This window comes from Acinetobacter sp. YT-02 (genome assembly GCF_002412355.1).
Taxonomy (GTDB): Bacteria; Pseudomonadota; Gammaproteobacteria; order Pseudomonadales; family Moraxellaceae; genus Acinetobacter; species Acinetobacter towneri.
On record NZ_NOZT01000016.1, the window covers coordinates 1 to 12,608 of the forward strand.

Below are 12,608 nucleotides of genomic sequence, written 5' to 3' on the forward strand. Positions count from 1 at the left end.
AATACTAACATATCTACTCATTTGTATATAATAATATAGAAATAGGTAGATTTCAACTAGCAGTTATTAACCCTTAATGGCACTCCCAGTTATGTGAACTACTGAGTCGAGTTGGTGTACAACTCTGATAAAGATTGCCACCAATATAAGTTGCAATTTCTGCAACCGTCCAGTTTCCATTAGGGTTTAATAAGGGTTCAGAATAAAATCTTTCCACTGGCACTTCATCATAACCTTGAAATTTGGATGGAAGCGCAACCCAATCCCCTGATAGATTTTGTTTAGGTTCATGAGAAATAGTTTTATATTGTACTCCTCCATCACTAAAGTATTGAGTTGTACTTTTAGAAACAGATTCCCACCGACCTAGAATATGATTTAATAGAGGCTGTGAAAAATATTCATGATATGATACCACCTCATTATCATGATATTGAATATGTTCCGATTTTACACTAACTAATTTTCCAGAATTTTCAAAAATTGGCGTTGAATAATAAGTTTTATAATAGCTTCTTCCATCAACATAATAAGAATCAATCTTACTTATTGCGACTTGCCAAGACCCATTTACACCTTGCTGTGGCTGGCTATAATAATAGTCTTCATAAGTTGAATAATATGAAGAGTCAAAAAATGCTCTTACTCTTTCAAAAACACTAATCCAATTTCCATCTAGCGTTTGTAATGGTTCACTGTAATAACAATGGCTGGTATTTCTATGATAGCTAGCCAAACGTACTTGACAGTAAGAGTCTTCCTTCAATACAACCCCCCATTCATTTAAACTATTTTGTCTCGGCGGACTGTACTCTTTAATTAACTGAATATTTCCATCAATATCTTTATGTAAAGATTTATATGGTAATGTCATCCATGTTGAATCAACATTTTGTTTGAGATAAAAATATTCAGCACTTTCAAGTTCAGCTACCCAAATATCTCCAATATCCACATCCGCATCTTGAAGTTTAGTAAATTTAAGATTCTGTGTATTTCCTGGTTGATAACGCTCATCAGTGACGAGTAGTCTATTTTCATACTCTCTATATCGTACTAATTGAGTGTCTTTTAAAATATCTACAACTTTACATTTTTGTCCATTGCTTACTACGATCGAGTTTTCTTCGCTTATAGATGGACAAACCGCAGGAACTGATAAATCAACTCTATATATTGTTTTGATATCATTCTTTGCATCGTATATTGCAAAAGAAAAATTTTCGAGTTGCGAAGCTGGAACCAAAGCTCTAAATTTCAGTGAAAAAACTTCTGCATCAATCATCTTCAATACGCCACTAACATTAGGATTATTAATATCAGTAATTGACAATTGATTCGGATTTACAACTTCTTTATACGACTGTTGTGCATTGTTTATGAAAGTCAAAATGCTATTTGGAACAATACTTGAAAACCTATTCACCAAACTTTTTACTACAGGTAAAAAATCCATAAGTTCTTGAGTAGCATTATATTCTGTTTTAACTTTATAAAAGGTTTCTGTACCAGAATTTAATTCAAGATAAATATTGCTGTCATTAACCACTGTTGTGCGTGAAAATAAATTCGAAGATATACGACTACTTGGGAACGCCTCCTCAATCAACTCATTAAATCTTGCAGCTACACAATTGTGCCATAAACTTAAAAATCCTTGACCTACATCATCAATTACATGATGGACTGTTAAGCCCGCAATAATTGCTGCACCGATTCCACCAACAATAGTAGGACTGAGAGCAACTGACAAACCTACAGCAGCCACAGCAACTGTTACCTTCGCAGCATAAGCAGCCATTGAACTCTCGCATTGTACATCGCTTGAACTTCTTGCCATTATTGTTGCACTTCCCATTTCTAAGGAGGTGAAAATTTTTGCAAGATAATCAAGTTCCATATCAGTCGCAGAGGATAGATGTATTTCTTTTTGATTTAATAAATTTATATTCCTTTCAAGATCATCAATTATTTTTTGATCTCCATCTGTCGCTCTTTGTCTTTCTAGAGTTTCAATAAGTGTATTTTGTGCTAGCTCAATATTTGCATTTAATACATCTAAACTTTCTGATCTGCTAAAAGTTTGTGACTCAAGTACCTTAATTTTTTTTTGATATTCTTTGCCATTAATCTTTACAGTAATAGTATGGTCACCAGCTGAAATACCTATTGGTAGTAAAAATATTAAATCTCCTAACTCCGATCGAACTAGCTTAATTTCTTCACCCGCTATGTATCCAATATATGTTTCCTGATCAAGTGGTATAGATTGTACAGAAATTGTCTGCACCCCAGTTTGTTGAAGTTGCTCGTTTCCATCTTTAAAATACAATTCATTTTTAGGGCTAAGGCTATTGGTATTTTCACCACCGCCACCACCACCACATGCTGTCAACAAAACCACAAACATTAATGAAATGAGCTTCACCATAAGCTGATTATTTCTTGATTTCATTTTTATTACCCCCATAGTTTATAGAAAATTAGACCTCTTGCGAAAGTATCGTTTTACCTAATTTTTGAATTGGCTAAAACCTTATAAAATGTAGCTTTGGGCTGTTTAAATTTTGACTAACGCAAGAAGTCTATTCTATATAAATATTTATAAGGTATTATTTGAAATAGATGAAATTTTAATCGTATCAAATTATATAAATGCTAGGTAATCTTCCTATCCTAGACATCCTCTATAAAAAAACGTATAACTCCACTTTTGTTTGAACTGGCAGCATCTTGTGAAACTGATTCTTGCACCCATGGAAGGCTTAACCGATCCGATCATGCGTGATGTCCTCACGTCTGTCGGCAGCTTCGACTGGTGTGTGACTGAGTTTATTCGGGTCACAGACAGCATTTTGCCAGACCATATCTACCACACCTATTGCCCAGAACTACTCACCAATGGCAAAACTGCGGCAGGTACGCCTGTGCATGTTCAGTTTTTGGGGAATAATCCTGAAATGTTAGCCGCCAATGCAGCCAAAGTTGCGGCTATGGGTGCACCTGCAATTGATATGAACTTTGGCTGCCCTGCCAAAACAGTCAATCGGCATCGTGGCGGTTCAGTTTTACTCGATGAACCCGAAGTAGTATATGAACTGGTTAAAGCGGTTCGCGATGCCGTTCCTGCTCATATTCCAGTTTCCGCCAAAATGCGTCTAGGCTATATGGATCGGAACTTCATGCTAGAAAATGCGCACGCCATTGAAGATGCAGGCGCAGCATGGGTTACAGTACATGCACGTACCAAAGCCGATGGCTATACGCCTCCCGCATTTTGGGATCAGCTACGTCCTATTCGTGAAGCCTTGAAGATTAACGTCATCGCCAATGGTGAAATTTGGAACAATGCCGATGCCAAACAATGCCAGTTAGAATCGGGCTGTGAAGATTTGATGATTGGTCGTGGTGCGGTCACCACCCCAGACTTGACCCAATGTATTCGTCAAAATTCAGACCTGCCTTTGCTGAGTTGGCAAGATTTGCTGCAACTACAAATTCGCTTTATTCACGGCCCTGCCAAAACAGAAATTGGGATGCTGGGACGTTATAAACAATGGCTCGGCATGATGTCGAAACATTATCCCGAAGCCAAAGCTTTGTGGGATGAAATCAAGCGTCTGAAAAAGCTGGATGAAATCATTGAAAAATTAGTCGCGCACACGACTTAAACATTGAATCCATCAAACTCAAGCTTCATCTAAAAAATTTCAGCTTTTATTAGGGTCTGCTGACAATTCGTCTATGTTTGCGGCGATGCATATTTTTTAGCTGATATAAGGCATGGGACAGGAAATTTAGTCATTCTAAATGACTGGCACATAACGCAATAGCAGCAAAAAATATGCTCGCCCTGAAAGGCTGTGGCTAAAACTTTCTCAGATTGTGTTATGAAACTTAGCAATAGTCTCGCTATTACTTGCGTTTCATGCCTGATCTGCTCAGTTTTAGCCTACAGCGCAAGCCATTTATGAAATGTCAAAAGCCCCTAGTGAATATCGGCTATTCAACCTTGCTGACAAAGCTTGGCATTTCCCATGCACTGCCTGCAAAACCTTTGCATTGTCTTGCATCGAATTGATAGCTTTTGACAAACTGCTGACCATTCCACGCCCACTCAATTTGACTGAAACAATCGCCAATTCCACGCCCTTTTTGATAGGCAAAAATCTGTCCATTGCTAAATTCTGAAGCAGAATCAGTTACAAATTGCTGTATCTTTTGCAGTTTTTCATCCATAACCCAATAAGCCACACCCCAATTATAAGCCCCTCGCCAACAGCTTGCCTCAACCAACACGCTATCTTGATTTAAGGGATAAGTATGAATCTGCTGTTCTGCTTGTTCAGGTTCAAACAGCATATAACAATCTTCACGATCTACGGTTTTTTGTAAAATTGGATATAACTTTTCTGCACTGGCCGCGGTAAGCACCTGTGCTTTGGCGGTTCGGTGTTGAGGCTGCATGAGAATGTTAATTTTAGGCATCGCTTGCGCTTTTAAGACCTGCGTGGATGCTTGATTGCCTTTTGCCAATATTGCGGAGTCTGTACCCACACGTTTTTGAAATTCATCCATTTTTAGCAACACTGCACTCATGCCTGCATCAGACAATTTCCAGCGTTGTTGACCATGTTTCAACTCGATCACGACATGCTGACGCGCCTGTGCCAACAGCTTTTGCACACTGGCAGCAGATAAATTGGCGATACTTTCATGAAAGTTTAATTGCTGCAAAGCGCGTTCATTTAAAAATAAAGTGGCTTGAGCAATATCTTCTTGAATTTGCAATTGTCCTTGTACAGCAGTCTTTGCACCTGCTTGACGGGTCAATAACATACTGATCGGTTGTTCAAAATCATCATCGGCTTGGTAGCCTGCAGCACGGCAAGTTCCTGTATTATCACAGGCCAACTCCCAATCTTGATGCTGAAAATACAGTCCTTGCAAAGCAGTCGGCTGGCTTGAAGCAATCGTTTTTTCAGTAGTGATTGGTACTGCAAAAATATTAACACTACCCAACAAACCACCGATCGCCAGTAATATTTTTAGATTGCATTTGAAATTCATAATCTTCGCAACTCCTGAAATTGTCATCTGTGATTCAACGGCTTAATCAAGGCTAGATTTAACACCTTGCCTACTCAGCTCAATAAAAAAGCACGCCAGAGCATGCTTTTCTAATGCAATTGAACATCAAGATTTAATGCAAAAGATTACGATTCCTGCGTTAAATCCTTGACCGTGGTGCTTGCGCCATTGGTTTTCACCGACTCAATGCCTTTGTCACGTGATTGTTCAGAAGTATAGAGCTGACTCGTACCAATAATCTGATGGTTGGCAGCTTTTAAATTAAAATACGGCTTATCATTCTTAGATGTCAATCGATCATAACGCCCATCATCCTGACTGTTCTTTTGTACCGAAGCGATGCCATTTTTTGCCGATGCTTTCGCCTTATACTGTTCACTGGTTAAGATAATTTCGCCATTCCCAGCTTTAAGTACAAAGCGGTACTGACCATTGCTTGCTTGTGAAATCTCAAACCATCCTGACATACTTGCCCCCAGTTTTCTTATGAGTGGTGAAGTGTGTTGTTGAATGATGCTAGGCTTTAAACTGCCTAAAAATTATTCTTTTCACTTAAAATATAAAGGACTTAGGCACAAGAAAACAGTATTAATTTTGTACACTCTTAAAGTTATTGTTGCTCAATTTGAATACTAAAATACTTTTATAAACTCCATAAAAAAGCGCAGGCAACTCAAGTCGCCTGCGCTGTTGAAATCTGCTTAAACTTAAGCTTTTTTCACATATTCAGATTTTAATTTCATAGCTCCCATGCCATCAATCTTACAATCAATGTCATGACCATCTGCTGCATCTGGAATTAAGCGAATATTTTTCACTTTCGTTCCCACTTTTACAGCAGCCGAAGAACCTTTAATTTTCAGGTCTTTAATCACAGTCACCGTGTCGCCATCTGCCAACACGTTGCCGTTTGCATCTTTAATCACAGCAGCAGTTTCTTCTAGCTGTTCCCCTTCTTTCCACTCATGTGAGCATTCAGGACAAATCAGTAGGTCGCCATCTTGGTAAGTGTATTCTGATTGGCATTTTGGGCAATTTGGCAAAGACATAAAAAACCTCAAAAACTATATTATAGCATTTTTTACTGAATTTTCATAAACTTAAAATCCTTATAAAGCACAAGGATAATCAAATAAAACTCTTTAATTGGACTGTGCTAAGCGTTGCAGCATCACGCGTTTTAATACCACTACATGATTGTGCTGCTCAACTTTAGCTGCTGTGACCAGAGTGATTTTTTGCTGCTGTGCCAGTTCACACAACGCCTGTAAAGCCTCTTCTTGCTCTGCTAATTCAGCTATATAACGCTGCTGAAACTCATCCCAATGTTGTTCAGGGTTTTGATGATACCATTTACGCAGCCCAGTCGAAGGCGTAATTTCTTTGGGCCATAAGTCAATACGAGCGCGTTCTTTACTCACACCACGCGGCCATAAACGATCAACCAACACCCGTGTTCCATCTGCCTGAGTCGCTTCAAGATAAGCGCGTTTCATTGCAATATCCATATTTGCACCTCTGCATCTTTTATGATGACGTCATCAGCGCCAAAGTTTTAGGCAGCAGATTATGTATCACAAATAAAAAAGCATGTGATCAACACATGCTTTTCAGATACCCGATTTAATCTTCGTAATCGTCTTCGTCTTCATCATCGTAGACGTAAGCCATACAGCCCCAGCCATCGTATTCACCGCCATGTTCTTCAGCAATTTTGCTGAACCATTGCTCTAAATCGATAATGTCTGAATACTCTGGTTCCATGTAAACATAAATGGTAATGATCCATTCAACTGCGTCAGATTCTTCATCTTGGAATAATGAAATTTTTTGTTCTTCGGCCAACAAATACAAAGCACATTTTTCAGCTTGTTCTTGTGTGGTAAAAGCGATGGAGTACTCAATCTCATGTGGCTCTGTCAGGTCATCCCCATCTTCATGCATTTGCCAAAGTACATTGCCATTATCATCATCAGGGAATTGTTCATAGTCACGTGTCATGCGAATATCCTTGTTATCTTTTTAGCCAATATATATCTGGCAAGTGACAAAATAGTGAATTCAACATAGCACAAATTTGCCCGAAGGACTCAATTTTCATCTCGTTTTACACTGACTTTAGTCTGAATTACCCAGAAGCTTGCTTTTACATGACACTACAATTGCTTTAAGCATTTGCAGCCAGTTTAATTTGTGGCATCTGACAAGATGCTTTCCTGTTTAAATGCCAACAGTAAAGCAGCAAACTTTAATTCTTCTTGTCGAAGTGTTAAGTAAGAGTCTAGAATTTTTGCGTGTCCAAATGCAGCCGCATAATGATTCAGCAAAGTAAAATCATCCTGCAAAGCTTGAAGCGATTCAGCCAGATTATGTTCAGTCAGCTGCGCCAAATATAAATCTGCTTTACTATTAAATGCTTGAGCCAGCAAAGTCACTGCCGCTAGACGGCGTTGCTCATCGACAAAAGCACAATGCGCAACTTCTTGATTTTTGACCGCATCTTGAATCTTGTGTCGTACTTGCTGCAGGTGCTGTGCTGCATCACTATAGCCATAACCTTCAATCAGATCATCCACTAGCTGCTGTGCAGGCAACTGAAAAGCAGGCGTATGATGTTCAATTTTATGATACAGCGCGGTCATAATCTGTTCGAGTTGCTGACGTTCTTCAACCAAGTTATAAAAAGCACCCAATTGATCTTGTGCTGTTTTAAGCGTTTTGGCTTTGGTTTTTTGCTCATGCTCGGCTAAAAAATCTCGGACTTTTTCAACTTGTTGCTTGCACTGCTCCCGCGTATTTTCCGCTTCGGATTTAATCATTTCTACAAACATTTCTACTTGTTGACGACGTTCTAATACATATTGCTCAACGTCTAAAATATGTTGATAGTGCTGCAAGGTTTCTAAACGACCTTTTAAACTGCCTATTTCGATGCGTAGCATGGTGAGCTGATGCTCTAATTCATTACTTTCTAACTCATCGGACGCCAAATTGGAGCGAGTGCGGTCTAAATTGCTTTGTAAAGATTGAATGCTGGCAGACAACTCACGGCGGCGCTGAGATTGCCAAAAAATAATCACCACCAAAACAATAATGATTGCACCCAATATATACAGCATATAACTTCTCCCACCGCATTGGTCTGCCATATTTTAAAAAGTCATCTTCAGTTTTAAAGACGCTTTCTAACCCGCTTTGACAGCCCACCACACTCAAAAACACAAAATTTTAAAACAGCGAGTTATTCATTTCCTTCATTTATGCCAAGGCAAATGAATAACGACAGCTCTAAGGATACGTTAGCGAGTTAGCGGCACGAAGACCATCCCAATTTTTGAGTATTTTCACAAAAAAATTGAAAAATGTGCGCCTGTTAGAAAAATTGAATCCCAAAATCTCTAAAAAGGAAGCTGTGCTCGAATTGCAACAGGAACTTGGCTTAAAGGTTGCGTGAAAGCCAAATAACTGGCATGCAGCGCCATCCGACCTAAAGTGCTTTTTTTCGGTTCAGGATGATATAACTTATCGCCTGTAATGGGATGTCCAATATATTGCATGTGTACTCGTAACTGATGTGAGCGCCCTGTAAGCGGGGTGAGCAATACACGGGTAATATCTTCAACCGCACAATATTCCAAAGCCTGATACAGCGTTTGCGCAGGCTTGCCTAAATCGAAATGCACAATTTGGCGTGGACGGTTTTCCCAATCGGTAATTAAAGGCACATCGACACTGCCCTCACCTTCAAGTTTGCCTTGAATTAAAGCAATGTAGTTTTTTTCTACTGTTCGCGCCTGAAACATTTTACTCAATGCGACTTCTGCATCACGATGCTTGGCAAACATGAGAATACCTGAGGTCGCCATATCTAAACGATGGGCAATTTTTGCCTGAGGATAATCTGCGAGTACTCTTAAATATGCGCTGTCCTGATGTTCGGGCAAACGCCCAGGCACCGACAATAAACCTGCGGGCTTATCAATCACCAATAAATCGTCATCTTCATAGACAATCACTAAGGGTTCTTGTGGAGGTGCATAAATAAAGTTGTCGTTTAAAGCCATGAACATACAGCATACAAAGCGGTGCGGGCAAAATATCAAGCACAGCCCAAACTGTCAATTCAGTCGGGCGGTGTACTTTTTAGTGTAAAGATTTAGATTTTAAATTGGCTGAGTCTGCCAAGCTTAATCTGTCAAACTTAGTCTGCGAAACTTAGTCTGCCAAACTTAGTCTGCTAAATAGTATTCCACCGTAGACACCACACGTACTTTTTTCAAATATGGCGTGTTGCTGTCACGGTCTTCAATACTAAATACGCCCTGATTGGCCGATTTAATTTTGCCTAAACGACTGTCAGAATCTGCAGCAAATTTTTCTGCAACACTGCGGGCATTTTGTGTGGCTTGCTCAATCATGGCAGGTTTGATGTCATTTAGTTGCGTATATAAATATTCGGTGCGTTGCCCGTAATCTTCACCACCAAAGGCAATTCCATTTTTACCTAAATCGACCAAGCGACTTTGTGCGCTGCGCACTTTATCAATATTTTTGGTATAGACCGTAATGGTTTGATGTGCGGTATAACGCAAAGCAACATTGCCATCGCCACCATATTGCTGGGCGTATTTATCGGTAATTACAGGTGCCGCAATGGTAATTTCTTCAGAACTAAAACCTTCATTTTTTAAAAAGTTTTGAATTTGGGAGGTTTGGCTTTGCATGGTGTCATATAGCGCCGCCAAGTCTTGACTGGCAGTACTAAAACGAATTGGCCACACCGCCACATTGGCTTTTACTTCACGTTCAGACAAACCTTTGACTGAAACCACACGCTCATATTGTTTAATTTTAAGTGCGCTATTGCCCAAGATCCAACCCGCGATAACCATCCCCAAACAAATTAGACCGCCTAAAATCAGTGCAGGTTTAAATTGATTCATGTTTGCCAACTCCTCAAATTGCGGGCTTTTCGCCTCTATTTCGATGACCGTGTGTTTTTAATGTACTGTTTAAAGCGGTTGCTTGTTTATAGAGTTTTAAATTAAGGTCGCATCATATACAGCGCGATGAGTGGCGCGATATTCAATAGCAATACCCCAATTTTATAGACCGCCATGCCGCCATAATGAATGGCATCAAAACTTGCATCTGACAATTTGAACCATCTGCCATGTAACTGTCGCAGCCAGTCATGCGCGAAAATCACCACCACAAACCACAGCATTAAAATGGCATAGTTAATCAGTGCGCAGGTCAGTAATAAGCGACACCAAAAATCGTAATCAACACTCATATCACACCTAATTAGATGTAGATGATTATTGCAAATTAACAGATTTGAATGAAAAATTTGATGGGAGTTTTGTATCAGAAAGATGGTTTAAAATTCATTTAAGCTTTTATTTTGTCTGGATTTTATTGTCTTGATCTTGTTTTGTTTTTTATATTTTCAACAATATTCTTTAGGGTGTTAGGGAAAACAACTGTGGTTTACTTCAACTATCATGCTGGATAAGCCATGATCTTATAGCCTATAAACTTCTGGTTTATAGCGTCCTAAGCCGAATCGAGACCTTTTGGGTAAGTACTACACGCACGTTGTACGCAACTGGTAGCAATCTACTCTTTTCGATCCCCATCACACCCTTGAGATATATAGTAGTGATTTGAGGATGGGATTGTTTCCCCGAAATGATTTTATTTTGATTAATTTTTAAAATTTTTATCACTTTTTAAGTCATATTTTAAAAAATTTCCCAAATAGACATTTTTTATGCATTTAAATCATCAAATAAAGCTTAAATATTGAATTTATTACCATGATTATTTTCAAATGTTTTCAAACTGACCAAAAATCTATGTGGAGGATTCAACAACTTTCTTTTTGCCTCGAATCCAGCGAATTGCCCAAATTAAGGTCAGTAGCACTACAAAAACCACCAATACAGGCACAATGAAAGACAACACTGAAAGTACGGCAGCCCCAATCCACTCTCCTGTTGAAATTACAGGATTAGCAACACCGCCTGTGGTTGCGGTTGATACGCCACGTGCCGCAACTGTACTCATTTGCACCACACCCGCTGTACCGCCACCGACAATAATGGCCGAAGCCCAACTGGCAAATTGCGACATTTCGCCACTGCTTACAGCCATTGTAGTGAGTGTACCTGCAATCATGGCGGCAGGCGTTGCAACGGTATCGAGTAAGTTATCAACCCACGGTACATAATACGCAGCAATTTCACTGATTGTTGCCACGGTCAAAGCCAGACAAACAGCAGGCATCGCCAACCATTCAAAACCTTTTAAGGGTTCAAACCAACCCATGAGCGCGGCAACACTCATAACCAATAAAGGTACGAAAACCCGAAAACCACTGGCAGCACTTAGCCCAATGCCGACACATAAACCGAGTATTGTTTCCATGTTGTACCTCATTGCCTTGGGTTTTCTTTAGGTAAAATAGCAAAAAGCCCCATCGGGTGATAGGGCTTTAGATTAAAAACAGGATCAGCTGTTTTAAGTCGTGTAGCTTAGGCAACCTTGTTGTTATATTCGGTGCCATGGCATTTGGTACACGGTGGTAGACGGTCTGTACCAATTTCTAAGTAAACGCGATGCCCGCATTGGACACAAAAATAGAAGCCTGTTCCTGGTTTATCACCTGCAGTTACCATCTTTGTTCTCCGTGTGGTTTAGAAATGGTCAATCCAGTATATCTATTCTGTGATGATTGTCTATTGTCCATTTTGACGGGTGATGAGGGCAGTTAGGCAAAGGATGATTTTTATAAAAAATCTAACTCACTTACAAAGGATTAGATACCCAGTTTTCGACTTTTAATCCATCGACACGAGTAAATTCTTTTTCGTTATTGGTGACCATGACCCAATGATTTGCACGTGCATGTGCTGCTAACCATAAGTCATTTGCGCCAATGATCTGCCCCTTAGATGCAAGGTTCTGGCGTATTTCTGCATAATGGTGTGCAACATTTTCATCCAATTCAACCACTTGAATCATTGATGTTAATTCATCTATGACTTTTAAAGCCTTTTCTTTATGTTGACTTTTTTCTGCACCAAAACGTAATTCTCCCAACGTAATGACAGAAATTAATATATTTCGATGCGGAAGATGTTTTTCAAAATGCTGACGCACAATTTCAGGTCGGTATTTAATAATGTAAATACAAATATTTGTATCTAATAAATATTGTACTTGCATTAGAACATTTCCCGTTCTTGAGGCGGCAGATCTTCTCTTTCATCTGCATAAAAGTCATTTGGTATTTGGGATAACGCTTTAAATAACCGATCTACCGTTACTGGTTTTTCACGAAGAATCACTTCATCACCACGACGAAAGATTTCAACTTCTTTGCCTTCAAAGCGAAATTCTTTAGGCAATCGAATGGCTTGACTTCGTCCTGTCATAAAAACTTTTGCGGTAGTCATTGGGCTACTCCATCGTTTTTGATACATATCTTATGATAGGTATTTATTGGGTGT

15 protein-coding genes are annotated in these 12,608 nt (G+C 39.3%); 1 reads left to right on the plus strand and 14 read right to left on the minus strand.

Translation table 11 applies throughout. The features are described from left to right. Positions 1–73: 73 nt before the first annotated feature. Positions 74–2,455: a hypothetical protein gene (locus CF596_RS06145; protein WP_096901548.1), complete on the minus strand. Its 2,382-nt coding sequence runs from the start codon at positions 2,453–2,455 to the stop codon at positions 74–76. Between the two features lie 280 nt (positions 2,456–2,735). Here CF596_RS06145 and CF596_RS06150 point away from each other — a divergent pair, with 280 nt between their 5' ends. After that, positions 2,736–3,671: a tRNA-dihydrouridine synthase gene (locus CF596_RS06150; protein WP_197704857.1), complete on the plus strand. Its 936-nt coding sequence runs from the start codon at positions 2,736–2,738 to the stop codon at positions 3,669–3,671. A 331-nt stretch (positions 3,672–4,002) separates the two neighbouring features. Here CF596_RS06150 and CF596_RS06155 read toward each other — a convergent pair whose 3' ends face one another. From CF596_RS06155 to vapB, 13 genes are all read right to left on the minus strand, one after another. Then, positions 4,003–5,070, minus strand: a complete 1,068-nt coding sequence (locus CF596_RS06155; protein WP_096901550.1) for a DUF1176 domain-containing protein — start codon at positions 5,068–5,070, stop codon at positions 4,003–4,005. 146 nt (positions 5,071–5,216) lie between these two features. After that, positions 5,217–5,558: a YegP family protein gene (locus CF596_RS06160; RefSeq protein WP_004972386.1), complete on the minus strand. Its 342-nt coding sequence runs from the start codon at positions 5,556–5,558 to the stop codon at positions 5,217–5,219. Between the two features lie 240 nt (positions 5,559–5,798). Continuing rightward, positions 5,799–6,140: a zinc ribbon domain-containing protein YjdM gene (locus tag CF596_RS06165; RefSeq protein WP_004972388.1), complete on the minus strand. Its 342-nt coding sequence runs from the start codon at positions 6,138–6,140 to the stop codon at positions 5,799–5,801. A gap of 93 nt (positions 6,141–6,233) precedes the next feature. Continuing rightward, a complete protein-coding gene (locus tag CF596_RS06170; protein ID WP_096901551.1) occupies positions 6,234–6,599 on the minus strand; it encodes a DUF488 family protein in 366 nt (121 codons plus the stop codon). Positions 6,600–6,714: 115 nt separating this feature from the next. Next, positions 6,715–7,092, minus strand: a complete 378-nt coding sequence (locus tag CF596_RS06175; protein ID WP_096901552.1) for a ribonuclease E inhibitor RraB — start codon at positions 7,090–7,092, stop codon at positions 6,715–6,717. A gap of 185 nt (positions 7,093–7,277) precedes the next feature. Further along, positions 7,278–8,210 carry a DUF5660 family protein gene (locus CF596_RS06180; RefSeq protein ID WP_096901553.1) on the minus strand — a complete coding sequence of 311 codons (933 nt, stop codon included), beginning with the start codon at positions 8,208–8,210 and terminating at the stop codon, positions 7,278–7,280. Between the two features lie 279 nt (positions 8,211–8,489). Continuing rightward, complete coding sequence (locus CF596_RS06185; RefSeq protein WP_004972397.1) at positions 8,490–9,155, minus strand: RluA family pseudouridine synthase; 666 nt, start codon at positions 9,153–9,155, stop codon at positions 8,490–8,492. Positions 9,156–9,320: 165 nt separating this feature from the next. After that, a complete protein-coding gene (locus CF596_RS06190) occupies positions 9,321–10,034 on the minus strand; it encodes an SIMPL domain-containing protein (RefSeq protein ID WP_096901554.1) in 714 nt (237 codons plus the stop codon). A gap of 101 nt (positions 10,035–10,135) precedes the next feature. Next, on the minus strand, positions 10,136–10,387 hold the full coding sequence (locus CF596_RS06195) for a DUF6868 family protein (RefSeq protein WP_004972400.1): 252 nt from the start codon (positions 10,385–10,387) through the stop codon (positions 10,136–10,138). A 563-nt stretch (positions 10,388–10,950) separates the two neighbouring features. Next, on the minus strand, positions 10,951–11,523 hold the full coding sequence (locus CF596_RS06200) for a DUF4126 domain-containing protein (RefSeq protein WP_096901555.1): 573 nt from the start codon (positions 11,521–11,523) through the stop codon (positions 10,951–10,953). Between the two features lie 107 nt (positions 11,524–11,630). Continuing rightward, on the minus strand, positions 11,631–11,774 hold the full coding sequence (locus CF596_RS06205; RefSeq protein ID WP_096901556.1) for a hypothetical protein: 144 nt from the start codon (positions 11,772–11,774) through the stop codon (positions 11,631–11,633). 130 nt (positions 11,775–11,904) lie between these two features. Further along, positions 11,905–12,324 (minus strand): type II toxin-antitoxin system VapC family toxin, encoded by a 420-nt coding sequence (locus tag CF596_RS06210; RefSeq protein WP_004972405.1) that lies wholly within the window; start codon positions 12,322–12,324, stop codon positions 11,905–11,907. Beyond that, the gene (gene vapB / locus CF596_RS06215) at positions 12,324–12,554 is read right to left on the minus strand and encodes a type II toxin-antitoxin system VapB family antitoxin (protein WP_096901557.1); all 231 of its coding nucleotides are present in this window, start codon (positions 12,552–12,554) and stop codon (positions 12,324–12,326) included. Before vapB ends, CF596_RS06210 begins: the two co-directional genes overlap by 1 nt. Positions 12,555–12,608 lie beyond the last annotated feature (54 nt).

Bases quoted from the DNA above. Each gene is read 5' to 3' on its own strand.
- CF596_RS06145 (WP_096901548.1), bottom strand. From the start codon at position 2,455: ATGAAATCAAGAAATAATCAGCTTATGGTGAAGCTCATTTCATTAATG.
- CF596_RS06155 (WP_096901550.1), bottom strand. From the start codon at position 5,070: ATGAATTTCAAATGCAATCTAAAAATATTACTGGCGATCGGTGGTTTG.
- CF596_RS06160 (WP_004972386.1), bottom strand. From the start codon at position 5,558: ATGTCAGGATGGTTTGAGATTTCACAAGCAAGCAATGGTCAGTACCGC.
- CF596_RS06165 (WP_004972388.1), bottom strand. From the start codon at position 6,140: ATGTCTTTGCCAAATTGCCCAAAATGCCAATCAGAATACACTTACCAA.
- CF596_RS06170 (WP_096901551.1), bottom strand. From the start codon at position 6,599: ATGGATATTGCAATGAAACGCGCTTATCTTGAAGCGACTCAGGCAGAT.
- CF596_RS06175 (WP_096901552.1), bottom strand. From the start codon at position 7,092: ATGACACGTGACTATGAACAATTCCCTGATGATGATAATGGCAATGTA.
- CF596_RS06180 (WP_096901553.1), bottom strand. From the start codon at position 8,210: ATGCTGTATATATTGGGTGCAATCATTATTGTTTTGGTGGTGATTATT.
- CF596_RS06185 (WP_004972397.1), bottom strand. From the start codon at position 9,155: ATGGCTTTAAACGACAACTTTATTTATGCACCTCCACAAGAACCCTTA.
- CF596_RS06190 (WP_096901554.1), bottom strand. From the start codon at position 10,034: ATGAATCAATTTAAACCTGCACTGATTTTAGGCGGTCTAATTTGTTTG.
- CF596_RS06195 (WP_004972400.1), bottom strand. From the start codon at position 10,387: ATGAGTGTTGATTACGATTTTTGGTGTCGCTTATTACTGACCTGCGCA.
- CF596_RS06200 (WP_096901555.1), bottom strand. From the start codon at position 11,523: ATGGAAACAATACTCGGTTTATGTGTCGGCATTGGGCTAAGTGCTGCC.
- CF596_RS06205 (WP_096901556.1), bottom strand. From the start codon at position 11,774: ATGGTAACTGCAGGTGATAAACCAGGAACAGGCTTCTATTTTTGTGTC.
- CF596_RS06210 (WP_004972405.1), bottom strand. From the start codon at position 12,324: ATGCAAGTACAATATTTATTAGATACAAATATTTGTATTTACATTATT.
- vapB (WP_096901557.1), bottom strand. From the start codon at position 12,554: ATGACTACCGCAAAAGTTTTTATGACAGGACGAAGTCAAGCCATTCGA.